Source organism: Aureispira sp. CCB-E, from assembly GCF_031326345.1.
Classification (GTDB): Bacteria; Bacteroidota; Bacteroidia; order Chitinophagales; family Saprospiraceae; genus Aureispira.
In genome coordinates, this window is sequence record NZ_CP133671.1 from 3972737 (window position 1) to 3991628 (window position 18892).

Below are 18892 nucleotides of genomic sequence, written 5' to 3' on the forward strand. Positions count from 1 at the left end.
AAAATAAAACCATTATGTCTAAGAAAGATTGGCCTCTATGGGAGGTGTTTATCAGAAGTAAAGCGGGGTTGCACCACAAACATGCTGGAAGTTTGCATGCTGCTGATGAAGAAATGGCAATTGAAAACGCTCGTGATGTTTATACTCGTAGACAAGAAGGTGTGAGTATCTGGGTGGTAGAATCCAAGCATATTACAGCTTCTATACCAGACGATGGCGACATGCTGTTTGAAGCAGCTAAAACAAAACCGTATCGCCATCCTACATTCTATGAAATCCCAGATGAAATCGGACATATGTAGGAGGCTTTGATAAAAATAGGTCTATTTCTGAAATGATAACTTGTGTGTATAGTTGGTTGATTTTTAATAAAATTAGCTAAAGAGAGGAATGGATGGAAGTTATAAAAAATAATTAAACAACAATAGCTTGTGGAAAATAAAGAAGCTTTATTCGAATATGTATTGCGTATAGCTGATAATGCGCTAATTTTGGGACATCGTGTTTCTGAATGGTGTGGGCATGGTCCTAGTTTAGAAACCGATATTGGGTTGACCAATATTGCCTTGGATTTAGTAGGGCATGCTCGTGTTTTGTTGCAATATGCTGCACAGGTCGAAGGAAAAGGACGGTCAGAAGATGACTTGGCTTTCTTGCGTGATATTCGTGATTTTAAGAACGTTTTATTGGTCGAGCAGCCCAATGGAAATTTTGCCAATACAATCGCTCGTCAATTTTTATTCGATACCTTTAATTATCACTTTTTTGCTGCTCTAAGCAACAGCAAGGATGAAAAATTGGTCGCCATCGCCAAAAAATCAATTAAGGAATTAACATATCATTACCGATATAGTGCTGAATGGGTCATCCGCTTGGGAGATGGAACCGAAGAGAGCCATGAGAAAATGCAAGAGGCTTTAGACGATATTTGGGATTATGCTGGTGAATTGTTTGTGGCAGATGAGGTAGATGCTAAAATGCTTGAAGAGGGAATAGGAGTAGATTTGGAAGCCATCCGACCGCTTTGGGAGGAGCGTGTAAATGCGATTTTAAAAGAAGCTACATTAACACGTCCTAAAGATGGGTGGATTCAAAAAGGCGGCAAGCAAGGGAAACATACCGAACAAATGGGGCTTGTCTTAGCAGAAATGCAATGGATGCAGCGTGCCTATCCTGGGATGGAATGGTAGCAGCTTGCGTTTCAAAATCTTAGACTTACTATACAATAGCATGTCTAAGATTTTGAATTTGTGTTCTCTATAAAGGGATGTATCTACAAAGCCCCATTGACATTTTTCCACGCCAATGCTCCTGCTCCTAAAATAGCAGCGTGATGTTGAGGAACAGTAGAAACAAGTAGTTTTACTTTGTTTTGAAAGATATTGAGCATGTAGGCTTCCATATAATGTTTGGTGGGGGCTGCAATTAAGGCGCCCGAATTGGCTAAACCTCCGAATAAAATAATGGCTTCTGGACTCGTAATGGCAACCGTATTAGCTAAGCTGTAGCCTAATTGTTGGGCTGTATAATCAAAAATTTCCAACGCTAATGCATCTCCTTTTTCTGCACATTCGGCGATGATTCTTGAGCTAATACGCTCTTGTTCTTGTAGCAAGCTTTTTCCTTCATAGTGTTCTAAACGCTCTTTGGCTGTGCGAACAATTCCCGTGGCAGAAGCATAGGTTTCTAAGCAACCTTTTCGACTACAGCCACAAAGTCTTCCATCTCGTTCTATAATGGTATGTCCTAACTCTCCTGCAAAAGCATCGTGTCCATAGATCAGTTCGCCATTAACAACAAAACCACTTCCCAAACCAGTTCCTAAAGTAACAACAACAAAGTCTTTCATGCCTTTAGCTGCGCCAAAAAGCATTTCTCCTATAGCGGCAGCATTGGCATCGTTGGTAATCCAAACAGGCAAATCAAAATGCGTTTGAAACATTTTTTGTAGAGGAACAATGCCTTTCCATATCAAATTAGGAGCATGTTCTATTGTGCCGTTAAAATAATTTCCATTGGGAGCGCCAACTCCCATTCCTACTAATTCAAACTGGGGGTGTAGTTGAAGATCTTCTTTAATGTCTAACGCTAATTTGGCAACAAAGTCATTCGGATTCGTATAGTCCTTTGTTCGAATATTACCTTCCAACTGGACTTGCCCTTGCTCGTCAATGATGCCCCAAACGGTATTGGTTCCTCCTATATCAATTCCTACAGATACTTTCAATTTATTATTTCTTTATTTTATTATGAATTGTATTAACATCAACTAAAGCCGCAGAACCATACCAAGGGTGAAGTTCCATTACCAAGCTACCTGATTGTATGGCCGGATCTGTATTGGTTAACATTTCTGCTTCTTCGATAGTTTTTACATTAAAAATATAAATGCCCCGCAGCTCTCCATCGTCCAAAAAAGGTCCTGCAACAACTAGTTTCCCTTCCTCTGCTAGTTTTCCTATATTTTCGAGATGTTTGGTTTGTAATCGTTTAGCTTCTTCAGGGTCTTCAGGTCTATTCGGTCCTTTTTTTAGAAACGCCATAACATATTGACGCATTCCATAGGCATCAGCTCCTAATCGTTGTGCGAGTAAGCTATCGTAACCTGTTTCGGGTTGTTTATCTACGATAGTTGTCTCTGATTCTATTGTTTTTTGAGCCTGTTCGTTATTGGCACAAGAATACAGAAAATAGACTACAATTACGATAAATAGGAAAGCTGTTTTTTTGTTTAACATACTTGTTGTTTCTTGGTACTCTAGTAGTAAAATTCTTTCATTTTTACAGAGAATTACTGTAAGAGTATATGGTGTTTATAATAATTAAAGGTACAAAACAGACGGTCTAATTTCAAAACTTTAAATGCTATTTTGTAGATAGAGCAGGCAAGGCAATTTCAAATTGTACTTTGAAGGGATCACGTCGGTCTGTCCGTTTCCTATAATGGATATTTCCGTTATGATTGTCAATAATTTGGTGAATTAGATAGCCCCCGATTCCAGAGTGCCCTGTTTGCCCTGCATAATTTCCATAACCAATAAAATCTTCGAAAGAAAAGTTATTAGGAAACTCTTTTCCGTCGTTTTTATAAAGAATAATCACCTCTTGTTGATCAGAAGATAAGCCAACTCTAAATTGAATGGTATACTGCTTGTTGTTTTGCACAAAACCATGGCGTTTCGCATTGTCAATAAGGTTGGTGAAAACAGTTGTAAGTTGTGTTTTATCAATGAGGGTATAGATTGGAATTTCTCGGCCTTTGGCATCCTCCTCTACTTCAATCTGAATTCTAAAACTTGTTTCTTGCGTATAAAATTGTTGAATTTCTTCTAAAAAATCTTTAATTTTCGTTCGTTCTAGATTGAGTTTACTTCGATCCGCTTTGATAATATCTCCTGTTGAATCAAGGCTATTGATAGAATGAATGAGTATGGATTCTATTCGTTCTATCGTGGTGGCTAAGGTGTCAACAGTATCAATATCTTCGTCCTCAAAAACGGGAAACATGGGTTCTGAAAAATTAATTGGTGTTTGATCTTCCTCTTTGTCTTTTAGAAAATATTTTAAGTTTTTAATTTCTGTAAGAACAGCAGGCAATCGATTGCCTAATTCATGTTGCAGGGAAGAAATAATTTTATATTGTTCATTTTGAGCTCTTTGTTTGCCTAAATTTAAATCATTTCGCAATTGCTCTACTTTTTCTTCCTCTTCTTGAAGCAAACGAACTTTTGTTTCTTTGATAATTGTCGCCTGTTCTTCTAAAGGGGGTAAATTGATTTGAAGCCCTTCAAAGTATTCTTCCGTAATCATGTTGTGTTGATAATCCATCTTATACATATTGAGTTGCTGTATAAAAAGATCATCGTGTAGTTGCAAAATGAGGTATTCAATTAAGAGGCGATCTTCGTCCACTCGAAAGGTCATGATGTCTTCATTAACCAATATAGGAGTACCTTGAAAAACAAAGTAACTTGTTCTTAATTTTCGACCAGATCGGTTGACCAATAAAATAGATTCATTAATCAGTTGACCAGCAACTTGCTGCACCTCATCAGTGTTGGGAATATTTTTAGGGTCAATTAGATAGTTGGTAATGGATTTACCCAAATTCTGAGGGCGTATGTAAGGAATATCTTGATAAGGTGTTTCGTCAAACCACAATGCTGGGCGTTCGGATCTAAAAATTTCTTTGAGCCGAATTAACTGTCCGTGCGCTTCTAACAATCGAAGTTGTGCAATAAAAGGAGAGGCGTAACGCTTGGCATCTAAATTATAATCGTTTAAGATAACTTGATGTAAAGGAATTGTAGAAACGCAAGCCTCCAGTTCTGGTGTGCAGTCGGTGTCTAAGTGATGAAAGACGGCCCGAATACATTCTACATGTTTGGGAGTTAATTCACGGTTTAGTTTGGATTGCGTTTTGACATCCAAGTTGGCACCGTTTATAAATAAAATTTGCTCTTTTCGCAAAGTAGTTTTATTTTTATTAATCACCAAAATACAGATGGGAATACCCGTAGAATGCAACAACCCATAAGGCAACGTGATAACAGCTTCTAATAAATCTCTACGAATAAGAAATTCTCTCAGTTTTCTATCTTCTTTATCATCTACTAGCGTATTAATTGGCATGATGGTAATTAAGCGCCCTTTGGTGTTTAATTTGGACAACATGAGTTGTATAAACAGGCTATTGCAAGGAATATGTGGTGTACTTACGTCAAAAGGAATAGAAGTATAGGACTGTTCTTTGATTTTTTCTGTTGGTGTATATTGACCAAAAGGAAAATGAGCAATGGCAATGTCTACTTTCAAATCTTCTTGTAAGTCATCTACTAAGGTGTTTCCGTTACTGATTTGGGCTTGATAAGCTCCATTTGCCCATAAATTCATTTTACAGAGTGCCCAGATATGAATATTTTGTTCTTGAGCAAAAATATGCAAGTTGGGCTCTTTGTTTAGAAATGCAATCAAACTAGAACCTTGACCAGCAGTAGGATCGTAGACAGATTCGTTGGTTTGGGGATTGGCAAGTTCTACTAATAATTGATTAATTGTTTTTGGGGTCGTTCGTTTAATCCCAGTATTACTTGCTCGAAGTGCGGTTCTATACAAACTGTCGTTAAAGAAACTGCCAAATTCGGAAATAGAAATGGCTTTGGTTGAGAAATCTAAATCCTCCAACACTAGAATAACTTGAATGAGTAATTGTAGATTATTTTCTTCTTGTAAAGCGAGCCCCAACGGCGCAAAAATATTTTTGAGCGAAGTATTTCGCTTGGAAAATTGCGTTAGGGTAGTAATTAGGTCGCGCATGGCTAACTCTGGATCATCAATAACTTTATTTCTAAAATTACTTGACCAAAGATAGTCTTCTGGCTCTGTTTCAATAAAATCAAAAACGTGCTCTTTTTGGAGGGCTAAAATTCGTTTGAAAAATACTAAAGAAAGTAAGACACTACTTGCGTTGTTGGCATCCCAAACACCTCGAAGGGAGTCTAAGGTCGAAAAAAAAACAGCTTCTAACTGTTGTGCATGCTCTCTGGTTTTGGTATCCATATTAAATACTGAGGGGCTAATTATATCTGTTTAATGTCGGTAGTTAGTATGATACAGCATATTAGTCAACTTATAGGTTTGATGTACCTAGTCGCGAACTACTGGATCAGAAAATTACAATAAATATACTAACATATTCTGAAAAGCTGTACTTTTAAACTTTTACTTCTATAATAGTCTATCAAAAGAACTTAGTAGAAGTAATTTTAAATTGTATTAACTTGATTATTAGTAAAATGGGTTTTGTTTATTCCTGTGGTAACATTTTAGTAATCAGTAAATAATAAAATTGATATGGAAAAACAGCCGAATAATCCACTTCATGGAAAAACGTTACTGAACATTTTGGAATACTTGGTTGAAATTTATGGCTGGGAGCACTTGGGATATAAAATCAATATTCGTTGTTTTAATCACGACCCTAGTATCAAATCTAGTTTAAAGTTTTTGCGTAAAACTCCTTGGGCGAGAAAAAAAGTAGAAGCTTTGTATATTCAGACAATTGAAAGGTAAAAAATGACAACAATGGAAAAATGTCCTTGTGGTAGCCAACAAACTTACTCTAATTGCTGCGCTCCTTTTTTAGAAGGGAGACAAAATGCACCAACAGCAGAAGCGTTGATGCGTTCAAGGTATACGGCACATGTAAAAGGGGAAATAGATTATATTATCCATACGGTTCACCCTGATAGAAGAGCAGACAGCGATCGAAAAACAATTGAAAGTTGGGCTAAAGAAGCCGATTGGAAAGGTCTGGAAATTCTTCAAAGAACACAGGGCTCAGAAAAAGATGACGTAGGGCGTGTTGTTTTTAAAGCACATTACAAATATCAAAATCTCCTGAAAGTACATACAGAAGATTCTTTGTTTAAGAGGGTCGAAGGAAAATGGTATTTTGTGGAAGGGGTAGAACCTAAGCGAATTTATACTAAAACTTCAAAAATTGGTCGCAATGATCCTTGTTCTTGTGGAAGTGGAAAGAAGTTTAAAAAATGTTGCGCGAAAAAGGGAGGCTTTTGAGTGAATTATTTTTGTTGAATTGCTGTTGTTTTCGGTACAGTAGTTTGTGATAATTATATTATTTTACTATCTTTTGCTACAAAATTGCAATAGTTTGTTGAAACCACACAGTAGCAGCGAACCGAACTATGCGAGCGCAAGTAACAAAGCTAGCTAAATGCAAAGCGCTCACGAAGTAACCAACGACCACGAAGTAGCAGCGAACCGAGCATAGCGAGCTCACGACCGAAGGGAGTAACAAACCCAGCTTGCTGGCTCATGACCGAAGGGAGTAACTAAGCTAACTACTAAAATTAATAACCTAGAACTTTTAAAGATGACATTTATAGAAGCAATTCAGGCCGATTGGATTTTTTATGTAGTGAATATTTTAGTTTTTATTGTTGTTGTATTGGTAACTTGGTTGTATGTTCGAGGACAACAAATGGAGGCTATTGCTAAGTTACAAGCTCAACTTCAACAAATCCAATTGCAACAAAATGATAAACTGTTTTCTTTAGAAGATGAGTACAAGCTCAAAAAAGAACGTTTGCGGTTAATTATCAAAGATATGGAAGCACAATTGCAAGCTAAAGATGTCACCATGCTTCAATCTAGGAGAAATGAGTTGAGCAACGTTTTTGTGATGGAATATAGAGAAACGATGCATCGATATGCTCGTTTAGCAGATCAATATTATGAATTGCATCCACCTAAATATCAAGAATTTGTGCGCAACTATATTTTCCCGTTTTTAGATACAAGTAGAAAAGTACTAGCGGCAACAAATGCGCCTGTTGTTATGTCTACTTTAGGTGAAACTATCCCCATCCAATACAGTTACAAAGACTTTGATTTTGCCTTTGATATGATTCGAAAACATCCCACGTTTAATTTCAAAAAAGAAATGATGGCGTATTTAAAGGCTTTGGGTTTTTCTAAAAAAGATTTGGATTAAAAGTAGGTGCTTGGAATTTAAAAATTGGAGAAGCAACCAAAAGTAATTTTAATCGCATGGGAATATCCACCAAACAAGCAGTCACAAAGGTTTTATATTGGCAACAAAAGACCATAATTATTTTGACTTTTATAATATTGGTATTTTGGGGACTTGTGATTAGTGATGTCATTTGGGGCTTTCAATATGACTATATCAAAACATACTACAGATCAACATTGTGTTATATCGTAGCCTGTTCCTTAGCAACATATACCAATTATCTCTTATACAAAAGTTGGAGTTCGTTAAAGAATTATCAAGAAAGTGAATATATAGCTGACTTGGAACTTGCCTTTAGAAAACAGCGTTATTTTTGGATGGTAGGTCCCCTTTTGCTGCTGTTTTTTCTGGTCGTTTTAATTGGCTCAATGATTTTTTCTTTCCTTGCAATTATTTGATTTAGTAGCAGGGCAGCTAACTATTTAAGCATAATGAGACATTAATTTTCTAATAAGTAAGAGGTCAGAAAAAATAAGAACAAAAAATGGGATTATTTTTTTGCTAATCAAAGAATAAAAAGGAAGGCTTAACGAGCTAAGACAAGTTTTTCTGATGAAGAGTAGCACAAAAAGAAGGCTGTTTTACTTGCTATTATTACTTATAAATGGCGAATAATAATTTACTAGATGACAATACAATTCAGTCAGAGCATAAAAGCAGCTGTTTTGTTGAAATCAAACGAGTCGAAGTTTGGTTAAGCATATTATCTGCTCTAGGGTTTGTTATTGGCACATTACTTTGCCTGATTGGGCTTTCTATTTTTATAGATGACGACTGGTCTACGATCATAATTGTGCTAGAAATAATGGCATTTGTTCAGGGGTGCCTCTTTATTTACTGGAGTTATGTAACCTTTCAATATACAAGACAAGTAAAATGGTATCAACCAGAAAGCCTCTCTAACCGTATGGAGCATTTGTTGGAACAAAATAGCCATTTGTGGAGGGCAACAGCCTTGCTATTCTTAGGCTTGTTTGCCATGCTGATAGTAGCAGGAATAGGAGGTCTTTGGGGATAGTGAAAAAGAAGCCAATCAATGGGTGGATTGGCTTCTATCGATTAGGTATTTACAAGTTTTCAGGTGTTAAATGCCTGAAATGTGTAAAAGGATAATCGGCGCTTGCCTGATTAGGAGGCAAATGACCTACGTTGCCTTTTCGCATCCAATAAATGAAGCTAAGGATAATAAATCCTAAAAGGAACGTTCCTACTATCAAGGCAATGGGGGTGATAAAGAACTCCATAAGCAATGATTTTGAGGGATCAGATAAATGGGAATACGAAACTATACTATGAACTTGTTAGTAATTCGTTGATTTTTTGATAGTTATATAAAATTAAAACAAAAAAAGCAATTTTCATAGTAATAGCGAATTCTATTTTTATAAAATGTGAACATAAAGTGCTGAAAAAGAGCTGTATTTGAAAGGTAGCAAGAGCACAAACTCTTTAGTGAGCCTTGTTTGAGTGCCTATTGAGATTGTTTTATGAAATGCTGAATTTATTTGATGAGAATAAAGAACAGGGAGGTTAGTAAAACATAAAAAGCACTGCTTTCTAAAAAAAACAGTGCTTTGGGATATTTATATAGAATTATTTTTAGAATTCAGTCGCTTCTAATTCTTTTTCTTGACCTTTAAATGCTGCCATAGGTTTTAATCCTAATAATTCAAACATCATTTTATCTTGGTCTACATCTGGATTTGGTGTGGTTAATAATTTTTCACCAGCAAATATAGAGCTAGCACCTGCCATAAAGCACAACGCTTGTTCTGTAATAGGCATCTCTTGGCGTCCAGCAGAAAGGCGAACTTGAGATTTAGGCATGATAATTCTTGCAGTAGCAATCATTCGAACCATGTCCCAAACTGACACTCGTTCTTGATTTTCAAGAGGCGTACCTTTCACGGCAACTAATGCATTGACAGGAACAGATTCTGGATGTTTAGGAAGGTTAGCTAGAGTGTGTAGCATAATAATTCTATCCTCTGCGGTTTCTCCCAACCCAATGATTCCACCACTACAAACATTTAGCCCTGTTTCTCTAACATGTTCTAAGGTATCCAAGCGATCTTGATATGTTCTAGTTGTAATGATTTCTGCGTAATGTCCTTCAGAAGTATCTAAGTTGTGGTTGTAAGCGTGTAAGCCAGCTTCTTTTAAGCGTTCGGCTTGCTCTTTGGTCAACATACCTAAAGTACAACATACCTCCATACCTAGAGAATTTACGCCTTTAACCATATCAATAACACGATCAAACTGCTTGTTGTCTTTTACATTTCTCCAAGCAGCTCCCATGCAGAATCGAGTAGAACCATTTTGACTCGCAATACTTGCTTTTGTCATTACTTCGTCTAATGTTAATAAACGTTCAGGTTCCAAGTCGGTATTATGATGAATCGATTGTGGACAATAGGAACAGTTTTCAGGACACCCACCTGTTTTAATTGACAAAAGAGTAGATACCTGCACTTCGCTAGGGTCGTTGTTTTCACGATGAATTGTAGCCGCTTCATAGATTAATTCTAAAATTGGCTTGTTGTAAATGGCTTCGATTTCTTCTCTTGTCCAGTCATTACGTAAACTCATAGTACTTATTTTAATTTGAAGGTTTGATGATTTGATGATTTGGATAGTTATTTACCCATAAACATTCAAATCCGTTAACTAAGACCATTGGTTAAAACACACGGTCTTGTCTAATTTTCATTATTTTATAAAAATCGTATCTTTTATTGATTAATATCGTCCATTAATTTTTTTTGGAACTCTATTAGATAGCATCATAACAATGTTTATTGAAATGGTGCTTCCATCGATTTTTTCAACTTCGTCAGACAAAAGTAATTAATAAAATTCAACTTGCAACAAGTTTTTTCTTGATATTTTACTCATCTCGTTGAGACAGCAAATCTTTTAAAGGTAAGTTACCTGGAAAATAGTCGTGATACAAAATTCGTTGAGCTTGGACAATATGCCTTTCTGTATGATAAACTAAGATTTTGAGCATATCACCCAACTGTATGCTTACTAGTCCTAAGAAAGCTGCATAAACACGAGTTTTTTGCAAATTGATTAAACGAGCATCTTGAAGCATAGAATAGAGGGTATCTTGATTCGCTAAAAATTCTTGAACAATCGCTTTGCCTTCCAATTGGCTAGATGAAATACTTCTTGGATTATATTTAGAAGGCGATTCAATTTTGCTTTTCATTTGATTATCAAGGTTAAGGCGAAACTTGCTAGCGTAATAATGTCCTAGCCATCCTCTAGTAAATTTTGCTTGTGGTTTGCTTTTTTTTGACTTTGAATTTTTAATAGCTTTGAGTGTTGCAGGAAAATAATAATCAGCAACATAGTTTAAGTGCAGCAAGCATTCTGCGATGCTCCATTTTTCTTCATGCTCTCGCCAATTCAATTGTTCCGAGCTCAAATTGGCAAAGTCTCTAGCAACAATTTCAGATAAACGTTGATTCAATCGCTCTAATTCTCGCAACAGTGTTATGGTCTGTACAGTTTTCGGCATAAATTTTTAGACTAGTATTAAAATATAATTCCTATTACTAATAAATACAAACCAGTACCCATTGCAACAAGTCCTGATGTTACTTTGTAAGGAGTAAGTCGTTCGTACATTTCTGCACTTTTAGCTCTTGTATCTTCACTTAGTTCATCCAATAATAAATCTTGAAGTACAGGATAACCTAAAAGAAATCCCATTACAATACAAGAGGCAACACAAGATATATATACAAGTCCCCAAATCAAACCTATTCTAAATGCTAGCGCAATATTTAGTAGTTTCAGAATGCCAAGAATAAGAGATGCAGCCCCAATTCCAGCTTCATAAGGTTTGATTTTTTTTATAAGATTGGCTGCGTCTGGAGATTTTTTGACAACAACAGATGCAGCGGCCAGCATTCCTGTGATAATTGCTAATAAGGGAAGGAGTAATCCACTCATGAGATAACATTATTTTAAGTTATAATAAGAAAATAATTAACAATAGTTCGTTGAAACCACGAAGTAGTAGCGCAGTTAACTAAAAGCGCAGCGCCCACGAAGTACCACATAGTAGTAGCGAAGCTAACTAAAAGCAAAGCGCTCACGAACTAATCAACGAACTACTAAATTAAGTAGTACGAGTAATAACGATTATTACAAAACGTAGTACCTACAATAAACCTATAATGAAGTTGTATGGTTCGCGACACGGTCTTTTTTCCTTTTATTAACATGATTAAAAAATCGAACAGTTCGCTTTTTATAAATTCTATGATCGTTTCGTGGCAATCGTTAATGGTTTCATTTTTAGAGCACAATAAAAGCCTACGCATAAAACAACACTATTCTGCTCTAAAAAGACCTCATATTTAAGCCCCAAATTACAAAATTATATACTGGAAGTTAGGAATAAACTATTTACTTTCCAATACTTAATGGATTAGAAATCTTTTCAAAAGATTTTTTTGAGCAATAAAATAGACCTAAAACGTTATAGACGTTATTTTTTAGATAAAAATGTCACTTTAAAAAAATAAGCTTCTATGATTATTTTAAAGAATAGATAGAAAAGGTTTAAATTTTTATGGCAAACTGTTTTTTTTATACTACTTTTGCGGCACATTTAAACCATTTTTGCGAGAAGATAGCCACTTTTAGTAATTCAAATAGTGTTGTATGTGCATTTTGAAGAATGAATTTAAAAATATAATACTATTTAAATGCGTGGGAAAAAGAACATTAAATTAGAAGTATGGCAAGAATAGTGGTCATCATTCCTGCTTACAACGAAGAAAATTCAGTGGGACGTGTTATTCAAGATATTCCAATGGATCTTGTTCAGGAAGTTATTGTGGTGAACAATAATTCGAATGATGAGACGGCAACAGTCGCAAAATCAGCAGGTGCAACAGTACTGCATGAGCAACAACAAGGATACGGTTTTGCTTGCCTAAAAGGAATCGATTATCTCAAAAAAATGGAGCAAAAACCAGATATTGTGGTTTTTCTGGATGCAGACTATTCAGATCATCCTGAAGAGCTACCACAAATAGTGGCACCAATTTTGAAAAGCGATGTAGAGATGGTTATTGGTTCAAGAGCGTTGGGAGACAAGGAACAAGGTTCGATGACTCCGCAACAAGTTTTTGGCAATTGGCTAGCAACAATGCTCATTAAATGGTTTTACGGAGTCGTTTATACCGACTTGGGACCCTTTAGAGCAATAAAATATGACAGACTGATAGACTTGAATATGTGTGATGAAACCTATGGTTGGACAGTAGAAATGCAAGTAAAGGCAGCAAAACAAGGACTTAAAACTACTGAAATTCCAGTCTCTTATCGAGTACGAGTAGGAAAATCTAAAATCTCAGGAACTATCAAAGGAACTATTTTAGCAGGTTATAAAATTATTACAACAATATTCAAATACAAATAAACGTGGAAATATTTATCATTGCGTTGTACGTGCTTCCCCTCATTTTTATCTTTCTTTATAGCTGTGTGCAATTGCACCTTGCCATTAGCTTTTGGTGGAGACGCCGAAAAGAGAATAACAATGCCGTAATGACGGACGATTTTGTGCCTACAGTAACGATTCAGCTACCTGTTTACAACGAATTATACGTTGTAGAACGCCTTTTAGATGCTATTGTTTTGTTAGACTACCCTAAAGAAAAAGTAGAAATCCAAGTCTTGGACGATTCTACAGACGAGACAGTTCAAATTATTGCCAATAAAATCAAAGCGTTGGAGCCTTATGGGTGGAACATACAACATGTTCGCCGCCCAGAGCGAGTTGGCTTTAAAGCTGGTGCGCTTGCCTATGGTTTGACCATTTCTAAAGGTGAATTTGTGGCTGTATTTGATGCTGACTTTATTCCTCATGCAGATTTCTTGAAGCGCACAATTCCTTATTTTAAAAATGAGAAAATTGGTGTGGTTCAAACGCGTTGGGAACACATGAATAAAAACTATTCGTTTTTGACTCAAATGCAAGCTTTGGCATTGGATGCGCATTTTGTGGTAGAGCAAATGGGACGTAACATGTCAGGACACTTCATGAACTTTAATGGCACGGCTGGTCTTTGGAGACGTGCTTGTATTGAAGATGCAGGTGGTTGGTCTTCCGATACTTTGACAGAAGATTTGGATTTGAGTTACCGTGCTCAGCTAAAAGGTTGGGTATTCAAGTATTTGGGAGATGTAACAACTCCAGCAGAGTTGCCTGTGGCAATGAATGCCTTCAAAAGTCAACAGTTTAGATGGACAAAAGGAGCAGCAGAATGTGCTGTTAAGAATTTGCCTAGAGTTATGAAAGCCAAAGATTTAGGCTTTGTAGATAAGTTGCACGCTATTTCGCATTTGATGAATACGGGTATCTTTATTTGTATTTTGCTACTTTCTTTGAGCAGTATTCCTTTAGTTTGGGTACAACACGTTCATCAAGGAGATACCTCAATTTATAATGATATCTTGGGATATGCCGCTTTGGGATCGTTAAATATGATTATGGTTTCTCTATTTTTCTGGTTGTCTTATGAGCATACCAGAGGTGGATTTTCGATTAAAAACTTATTCTCTTTTGTCATTCGTTTTCCTTTCTTTTTAGCCTTATCAATGGGAATGGCATTGCACAATGCAATGGCAGCCTTTGAAGGATATATTGGTAAAAAAACACCTTTCGTTCGTACGCCTAAATTTAATTTGGAAGACAAAAAGCAAAAAGGTTGGGGAGCTAATAAATACCTATCTAAAGGAGTGAGCCCAATTGCTAAAGTAGAATTATTATTAGCTTTGCTATTCTTGTCAACAATTGTTGTTTCAGTTTCTTATGGAATAGTAGGTATGTTGCCATTCCATATCTTAGTGTTCATAGGATATACTATCATTAGTGGTTATTCTTTTGTACATGCGAGAATGATGGGATAGAAGAAAAGAACTTACAGAAGATTTTTATATAAAAAATACAATAAACACTAGCTTTTTTAAGGCTAGTGTTTATTTTTGCCCCTATGGGAACTAAAATGGCGCTGTATTGTTAAGTAAAGGGTCGAAAGAAGCCGTAAAATATTTTAGTCAGCTTCTGGATAATTACTTAAAATTTCAATCGAAAATTACTCAGAAAGAATAATTCCATTCTGAATACTTTTCTATAGAAGTATGTCTATTTAAGAAATGCTTGTAAAGTGCTATATTTCTTGGGTTATGATTTAAAACAATAAGAATGAACAACAAAAAACACACGATAACGGCAGCTCTACCGTATGCAAATGGAGCATTGCATTTAGGACATTTGGCAGGTGCTTATTTGCCAGCAGATATTTATGCACGCTTTCTACGGTTGCAAGGAAAAGACGTTGTGTTTATTTGTGGTTCAGACGAGCATGGTGCTGCGATTACAATTCGTGCCAAACAAGAAGGGAGAACACCACAAGATATTATAGATACTTACCACAATTTGAATAAGGAGACTTTTGAGCGTTTAGGAATTTCCTTTGATAAGTATCACCGTACTAGTGCTCCATTGCACCACGAAACGGCACAAGACTTTTTCAAGAAGTTGCTTGAAAAGGGAGGTGAGTTTGATGTTAAAGAGTCAGAGCAATATTACGACGAAGCTTTTGATCAATTCTTAGCCGATCGATATATTATTGGGACTTGTCCTAAGTGTAATCACACAGAAGCTTATGGCGATCAGTGCGAAAACTGTGGATCGACTTTGTCACCAACCGATTTGATCGAACCTCGCTCTACTATGAGTGGAAAAACACCAGTTCTAAGAAAAACAAAGCATTGGTATTTTAGATTGGATAAACACGGTGATTGGTTGAAAGAATGGGTTAAAACAGGAAAGGTAGATGGAGTGCAATTGCATGATCCCAAAACTTGGAAGTCACATGTAATTGGACAATGCAATTCTTGGTTGAATGATGGGGAAGGCTTGCAGCCTAGAGCGATTACTAGAGATTTGAGTTGGGGGATTCCTGTGCCTGTAGAAGGAGGAGAGGGGAAGGTGCTGTATGTTTGGTTTGATGCTCCAATAGGGTATATTTCTGCGACAAAGCAATGGGCTCTGGAGAATAATACGGACTGGGAATCCTATTGGAAAGGAGATGATGTAGAGCTAGTGCATTTTATTGGGAAAGATAATATTGTTTTTCATTGCATTGTGTTCCCTGCCATGTTGCATGCTCATGGAGATTATGTATTGCCTAAAGCAGTTCCTGCCAATCAATTTTTGAACTTAGAAGGACGAAAATTTTCTAAATCTAAGGGCTGGGTAATTGAGCAGCATGAATATTTGAAAGATTTTGAAGCTTTCCCAAATAAGGAAGATGCCTTGCGTTATGCTTTGATTCGTACTTTGCCAGAAAACAAAGATGGTGATTTTAAGTGGGACGAATTTGTGGCATTGCATGATAATGAATTAGTGGCTAATTTGGGGAATTTAATCAACCGAGTCATTAACTTAACACATAGTTATTATAAAGGAGAGGTGCCAGCAGCAGATGCTTCCATATCTATTAAAGATGTAGAGGATGAAAAAACTATAACACTAGGGGATGCCTATAAAGTTTTGTTGTCTAAAGTAGCGCATTTAGAAACTTGTATTTTGAATTATGAGTTTAAAAATGGCGTGCAAGCTCTTATGGATATTTCTGCTTATGCTAATATTTTATTGCAGCGTAATGAACCTTGGAAAGTTTGGAAAACAGAGCCAGATTCGGATTTGGTGAAAGGCGTTATGAATTTAAGCTTACAGATTGCAACGGTCTTGAGCGTTGTGAGTCAACCATTTTTGCCTTTTACAGCAGCTAAATTGAGAACCTTATTGGCTTTAGAACCATTACAGTCTGGTGATTTTGATGTGTTGAAACAAGTCTTGAAGCAAGGAGGGCATTTAATTCCTGGAGGACATAAAATTAATGCACCCGAATTGTTATTTGCTAAAATCAATGATAGAAAAGATAAATCTAGGTTAGCGTTGATTGAATTGCAAAAACAAAAATTGGAAGTGTTAAAAAAGAAAATGGAGGCATTAAAAGCACAAGCAGAAAAAGAGCCTGAGCAAGTAAAAGAAACGTGCGCATTTGATGATTTTACAAAAATAGATTTCCGAGTAGGAACTATTACTGCCGCAGAAAAAATTAAAAAAGCTAAGAAGTTACTTAAGCTGACCGTTGATTTAGGGTTTGAGACTAGAACAGTTGTGTCTGGTATCGCGTTGCATTATGAACCTGAAGAGGTTATTGGGCAACAAGTGACTCTAGTCGCTAATTTGGCACCACGCAAAATGATGGGAATTGAGTCGCAAGGAATGATTCTAATGGCAGAAAATGAAGCGGGCAAGTTGATTTTTGTGGGACCTCAAGAAGCAGCAATTAACGGAGGTGTAGTCCGATAATATCGTAAACTTTTTTATAGTCTAACTGTTTAGTTAAGGAATGATTACTCTTTTGGAGTAGTCATTCTTGCTTAACATAAGTTGGGCAACACTCCAAAATACAGATTCCCGCAATGAAGAAAGTTTTTCTTGTTCTTATTAATTTATTCCTATTTAGCCAGATAATGTCGGCGCAATTATTGAAAGAATATGTACGCTCTTTTTCCCTAAGAAATAGCGATACGATTTTGATTGATTTGCAGATTCCCTATGAAATTATTGATTGGGATCGAAAAATTGTGCGGACATTCACGCAGATAGAATCTTTTAGTATGTCCGATGAGTTGCTACGAAAGTTGGCACATAAAGGACATTATAGTGTTCGAGGGAGACGAAAGAACGAAATTTTGAGGATTTATATGCCCAAAGTAGATCAGAGAATTACGGTAAAAGGAGAGGTGCTAACAGATCAAGTTATTGCTCAGATTTATGTGCCAGAAGGATTTCCTGTTCGAGTGATTTGCAATAGCAAAACTCCAACAGAGCAGTTGCAAGATTTATGGTTACAGCAAGAAGTGTTAACTCGTCGTTTGAATTACCCTATTCGCAGGGCTATTAATGCAGATTATTATGCAGAAGTAAGCTTTCAAGAAGGGCAAATTATTGAGGCAACTGAGATAAAAGGAACCAAACGTTTTATTGCTTTGACGGTACTTGCTGATGGTCAAGAATATAAAACAGTTAGCCGAATTGGACGCTTATATGATGTAGAAGAATTGGTTAATCAAGAAGTCGTTTTTGTAGCACATAGCTTTGCAAAAGAGCTAAGAAATCGTCCCAATGAAGGTATGGTTTTGATCCATGAAAATGAAATAGGTGATTTGGTGTTGATGCAAAAGTCAGATGTACCAGATTTTCTTTTTTCTGCGGGCTTGTAGTGATTAAAGAGATTCGGAATGGCATCTTTATTTTTTTACAACAATTGTTTCCCAGCCATCGTATTCTCCATCATATTTCTTTGCTAATACTTGCAAACTGGAGGTTTCAGCACTAATATTCTCCATATCAGGCAAGCCATTTTTCCAAATTTGGATACTATATAAATTTTCTCGTTCTTCTACTTTTTTATAGCCTTCGATTGTATAACCTAGTTGCTCAAGTTCAGATATACACTCTTTTAATTTTGTTTCATCATGAAACCAAAGCCAATGATCAATTCTTCTTTTTTCTGTTAATAGATCCCCTGCATCGTAAAGAGCTTTTACAACTTTCTTATTGTACATATAACCCAATATTTCTTCACTAGGGTATAAAAATTCAGTATAAGCCTTCCATTCAATGTCCTCTTTAATGGTGATCTGCGATTTAAAGCCAGGGTAATTTTTTTTATAAAATTTTTGAAGCTTTTTCTCTAAGTTCTTATCTGATTTGATATAATAATATCCTAATCTTTCATAATTATATGTAAAACTGCCAACATAGATAATTTCAAAATGCTTTTTTAATAAAGCTTCTAGTTTATCATTTATCTCATAAAGCGTTTGAAGCATCTCCTTGTCGGGAAACCCATCTTCTCTATTGCTTTTGTAAGTAACGCCTGTTATTAATAACTTAGAGTATTCTTTTAATGGAGCTTTTTCTATTAAGTCCATTCGCAATATTGTAGAACCGGGGTTGTCATCTTCGTAAGCAGCCATATAAGCATCCCAAGTTCCTTCATCATCTTGAGCAGATAGAAGAAATGTAGAAAAAAGGCATAAGACTGCAAGGAAAATAGTTTTCATAGGTTTAGATTTAGCAATAGTTCGTTGAAACCACGGAGTAGTGGCGAAGCTAATTAACGAACTACTAATTTAAGATAGACAGAATATTGTAACGATAATTTTTTTTAAGGATTCTCAGAGTTTAAATAAATCTGTTTTGCCTTCAATTCAAGAATATTT

At 36.0% G+C, this 18892-nt stretch carries 18 protein-coding genes; 10 read left to right on the plus strand and 8 right to left on the minus strand.

The window, feature by feature from the left end; all coding sequences use genetic code 11:
• Positions 1–14: 14 nt before the first annotated feature.
• Both paaB and paaC read left to right on the plus strand, forming a co-directional pair.
• A complete protein-coding gene (gene paaB / locus QP953_RS15400) occupies positions 15–302 on the plus strand; it encodes a 1,2-phenylacetyl-CoA epoxidase subunit PaaB (protein WP_052593056.1) in 288 nt (95 codons plus the stop codon).
• 129 nt (positions 303–431) lie between these two features.
• Entirely contained in the window at positions 432–1190 is a 759-nt protein-coding gene (paaC, locus tag QP953_RS15405; RefSeq protein WP_309551647.1) for a 1,2-phenylacetyl-CoA epoxidase subunit PaaC, read from the plus strand.
• An 83-nt stretch (positions 1191–1273) separates the two neighbouring features.
• On the opposite strand, the gene QP953_RS15410 is transcribed toward paaC, so the two are convergent.
• The 3 genes from QP953_RS15410 to QP953_RS15420 form a co-directional block, all read right to left on the minus strand.
• Entirely contained in the window at positions 1274–2227 is a 954-nt protein-coding gene (locus QP953_RS15410) for an ROK family protein (RefSeq protein ID WP_052593059.1), read from the minus strand.
• Positions 2228–2231: 4 nt separating this feature from the next.
• Positions 2232–2738 (minus strand): YciI family protein, encoded by a 507-nt coding sequence (locus QP953_RS15415; protein WP_052593061.1) that lies wholly within the window; start codon positions 2736–2738, stop codon positions 2232–2234.
• Positions 2739–2865: 127 nt separating this feature from the next.
• Positions 2866–5559, minus strand: a complete 2694-nt coding sequence (locus tag QP953_RS15420; RefSeq protein ID WP_309551648.1) for an N-6 DNA methylase — start codon at positions 5557–5559, stop codon at positions 2866–2868.
• Between the two features lie 294 nt (positions 5560–5853).
• Between QP953_RS15420 and QP953_RS15425 the strand changes: the two genes are divergently transcribed.
• The 4 genes from QP953_RS15425 (at position 5854) to QP953_RS15440 (ending at position 8576) form a co-directional block, all read left to right on the plus strand.
• Positions 5854–6072, plus strand: a complete 219-nt coding sequence (locus QP953_RS15425; RefSeq protein WP_052593065.1) for a VF530 family DNA-binding protein — start codon at positions 5854–5856, stop codon at positions 6070–6072.
• A gap of 3 nt (positions 6073–6075) precedes the next feature.
• Positions 6076–6579 carry a YchJ family protein gene (locus QP953_RS15430; protein ID WP_309551649.1) on the plus strand — a complete coding sequence of 168 codons (504 nt, stop codon included), beginning with the start codon at positions 6076–6078 and terminating at the stop codon, positions 6577–6579.
• Positions 6580–6895: 316 nt separating this feature from the next.
• A complete protein-coding gene (locus QP953_RS15435) occupies positions 6896–7516 on the plus strand; it encodes a hypothetical protein (protein WP_309551651.1) in 621 nt (206 codons plus the stop codon).
• Between the two features lie 646 nt (positions 7517–8162).
• Positions 8163–8576, plus strand: coding sequence for a hypothetical protein (locus tag QP953_RS15440; protein WP_052593072.1), 414 nt, complete (start codon positions 8163–8165; stop codon positions 8574–8576).
• A 49-nt stretch (positions 8577–8625) separates the two neighbouring features.
• On the opposite strand, the gene QP953_RS15445 is transcribed toward QP953_RS15440, so the two are convergent.
• From QP953_RS15445 to QP953_RS15460, 4 genes are all read right to left on the minus strand, one after another.
• Positions 8626–8802 carry a hypothetical protein gene (locus tag QP953_RS15445; RefSeq protein ID WP_309551652.1) on the minus strand — a complete coding sequence of 59 codons (177 nt, stop codon included), beginning with the start codon at positions 8800–8802 and terminating at the stop codon, positions 8626–8628.
• 355 nt (positions 8803–9157) lie between these two features.
• Positions 9158–10147 (minus strand): biotin synthase BioB, encoded by a 990-nt coding sequence (gene bioB, locus QP953_RS15450; protein ID WP_052593075.1) that lies wholly within the window; start codon positions 10145–10147, stop codon positions 9158–9160.
• Positions 10148–10445: 298 nt separating this feature from the next.
• Entirely contained in the window at positions 10446–11084 is a 639-nt protein-coding gene (locus tag QP953_RS15455; RefSeq protein ID WP_052593077.1) for a DinB family protein, read from the minus strand.
• Positions 11085–11101: 17 nt separating this feature from the next.
• Positions 11102–11521 carry a hypothetical protein gene (locus QP953_RS15460; protein WP_309551654.1) on the minus strand — a complete coding sequence of 140 codons (420 nt, stop codon included), beginning with the start codon at positions 11519–11521 and terminating at the stop codon, positions 11102–11104.
• A gap of 793 nt (positions 11522–12314) precedes the next feature.
• Here QP953_RS15460 and QP953_RS15465 point away from each other — a divergent pair.
• From QP953_RS15465 to QP953_RS15480, 4 genes are all read left to right on the plus strand, one after another.
• Complete coding sequence (locus tag QP953_RS15465) at positions 12315–13001, plus strand: glycosyltransferase family 2 protein (protein ID WP_052593081.1); 687 nt, start codon at positions 12315–12317, stop codon at positions 12999–13001.
• 2 nt (positions 13002–13003) lie between these two features.
• Positions 13004–14494 (plus strand): cellulose synthase family protein, encoded by a 1491-nt coding sequence (locus QP953_RS15470; protein ID WP_052593083.1) that lies wholly within the window; start codon positions 13004–13006, stop codon positions 14492–14494.
• Positions 14495–14789: 295 nt separating this feature from the next.
• A complete protein-coding gene (gene metG, locus QP953_RS15475) occupies positions 14790–16970 on the plus strand; it encodes a methionine--tRNA ligase (RefSeq protein ID WP_052593086.1) in 2181 nt (726 codons plus the stop codon).
• Positions 16971–17083: 113 nt separating this feature from the next.
• Complete coding sequence (locus tag QP953_RS15480) at positions 17084–17887, plus strand: hypothetical protein (RefSeq protein WP_081909447.1); 804 nt, start codon at positions 17084–17086, stop codon at positions 17885–17887.
• Positions 17888–17914: 27 nt separating this feature from the next.
• On the opposite strand, the gene QP953_RS15485 is transcribed toward QP953_RS15480, so the two are convergent.
• Entirely contained in the window at positions 17915–18733 is an 819-nt protein-coding gene (locus QP953_RS15485) for a DUF695 domain-containing protein (RefSeq protein WP_052593089.1), read from the minus strand.
• Positions 18734–18892: the final 159 nt, after the last annotated feature.

Bases quoted from the DNA above. Each gene is read 5' to 3' on its own strand.
- QP953_RS15435 (WP_309551651.1), top strand. From the start codon at position 6,896: ATGACATTTATAGAAGCAATTCAGGCCGATTGGATTTTTTATGTAGTG.
- QP953_RS15485 (WP_052593089.1), bottom strand. From the start codon at position 18,733: ATGAAAACTATTTTCCTTGCAGTCTTATGCCTTTTTTCTACATTTCTT.
- QP953_RS15425 (WP_052593065.1), top strand. From the start codon at position 5,854: ATGGAAAAACAGCCGAATAATCCACTTCATGGAAAAACGTTACTGAAC.
- bioB (WP_052593075.1), bottom strand. From the start codon at position 10,147: ATGAGTTTACGTAATGACTGGACAAGAGAAGAAATCGAAGCCATTTAC.
- QP953_RS15420 (WP_309551648.1), bottom strand. From the start codon at position 5,559: ATGGATACCAAAACCAGAGAGCATGCACAACAGTTAGAAGCTGTTTTT.
- QP953_RS15480 (WP_081909447.1), top strand. From the start codon at position 17,084: ATGAAGAAAGTTTTTCTTGTTCTTATTAATTTATTCCTATTTAGCCAG.
- QP953_RS15460 (WP_309551654.1), bottom strand. From the start codon at position 11,521: ATGAGTGGATTACTCCTTCCCTTATTAGCAATTATCACAGGAATGCTG.
- metG (WP_052593086.1), top strand. From the start codon at position 14,790: ATGAACAACAAAAAACACACGATAACGGCAGCTCTACCGTATGCAAAT.
- paaB (WP_052593056.1), top strand. From the start codon at position 15: ATGTCTAAGAAAGATTGGCCTCTATGGGAGGTGTTTATCAGAAGTAAA.
- QP953_RS15465 (WP_052593081.1), top strand. From the start codon at position 12,315: ATGGCAAGAATAGTGGTCATCATTCCTGCTTACAACGAAGAAAATTCA.
- QP953_RS15445 (WP_309551652.1), bottom strand. From the start codon at position 8,802: ATGGAGTTCTTTATCACCCCCATTGCCTTGATAGTAGGAACGTTCCTT.
- QP953_RS15440 (WP_052593072.1), top strand. From the start codon at position 8,163: ATGGCGAATAATAATTTACTAGATGACAATACAATTCAGTCAGAGCAT.
- QP953_RS15430 (WP_309551649.1), top strand. From the start codon at position 6,076: ATGACAACAATGGAAAAATGTCCTTGTGGTAGCCAACAAACTTACTCT.
- QP953_RS15415 (WP_052593061.1), bottom strand. From the start codon at position 2,738: ATGTTAAACAAAAAAACAGCTTTCCTATTTATCGTAATTGTAGTCTAT.
- QP953_RS15455 (WP_052593077.1), bottom strand. From the start codon at position 11,084: ATGCCGAAAACTGTACAGACCATAACACTGTTGCGAGAATTAGAGCGA.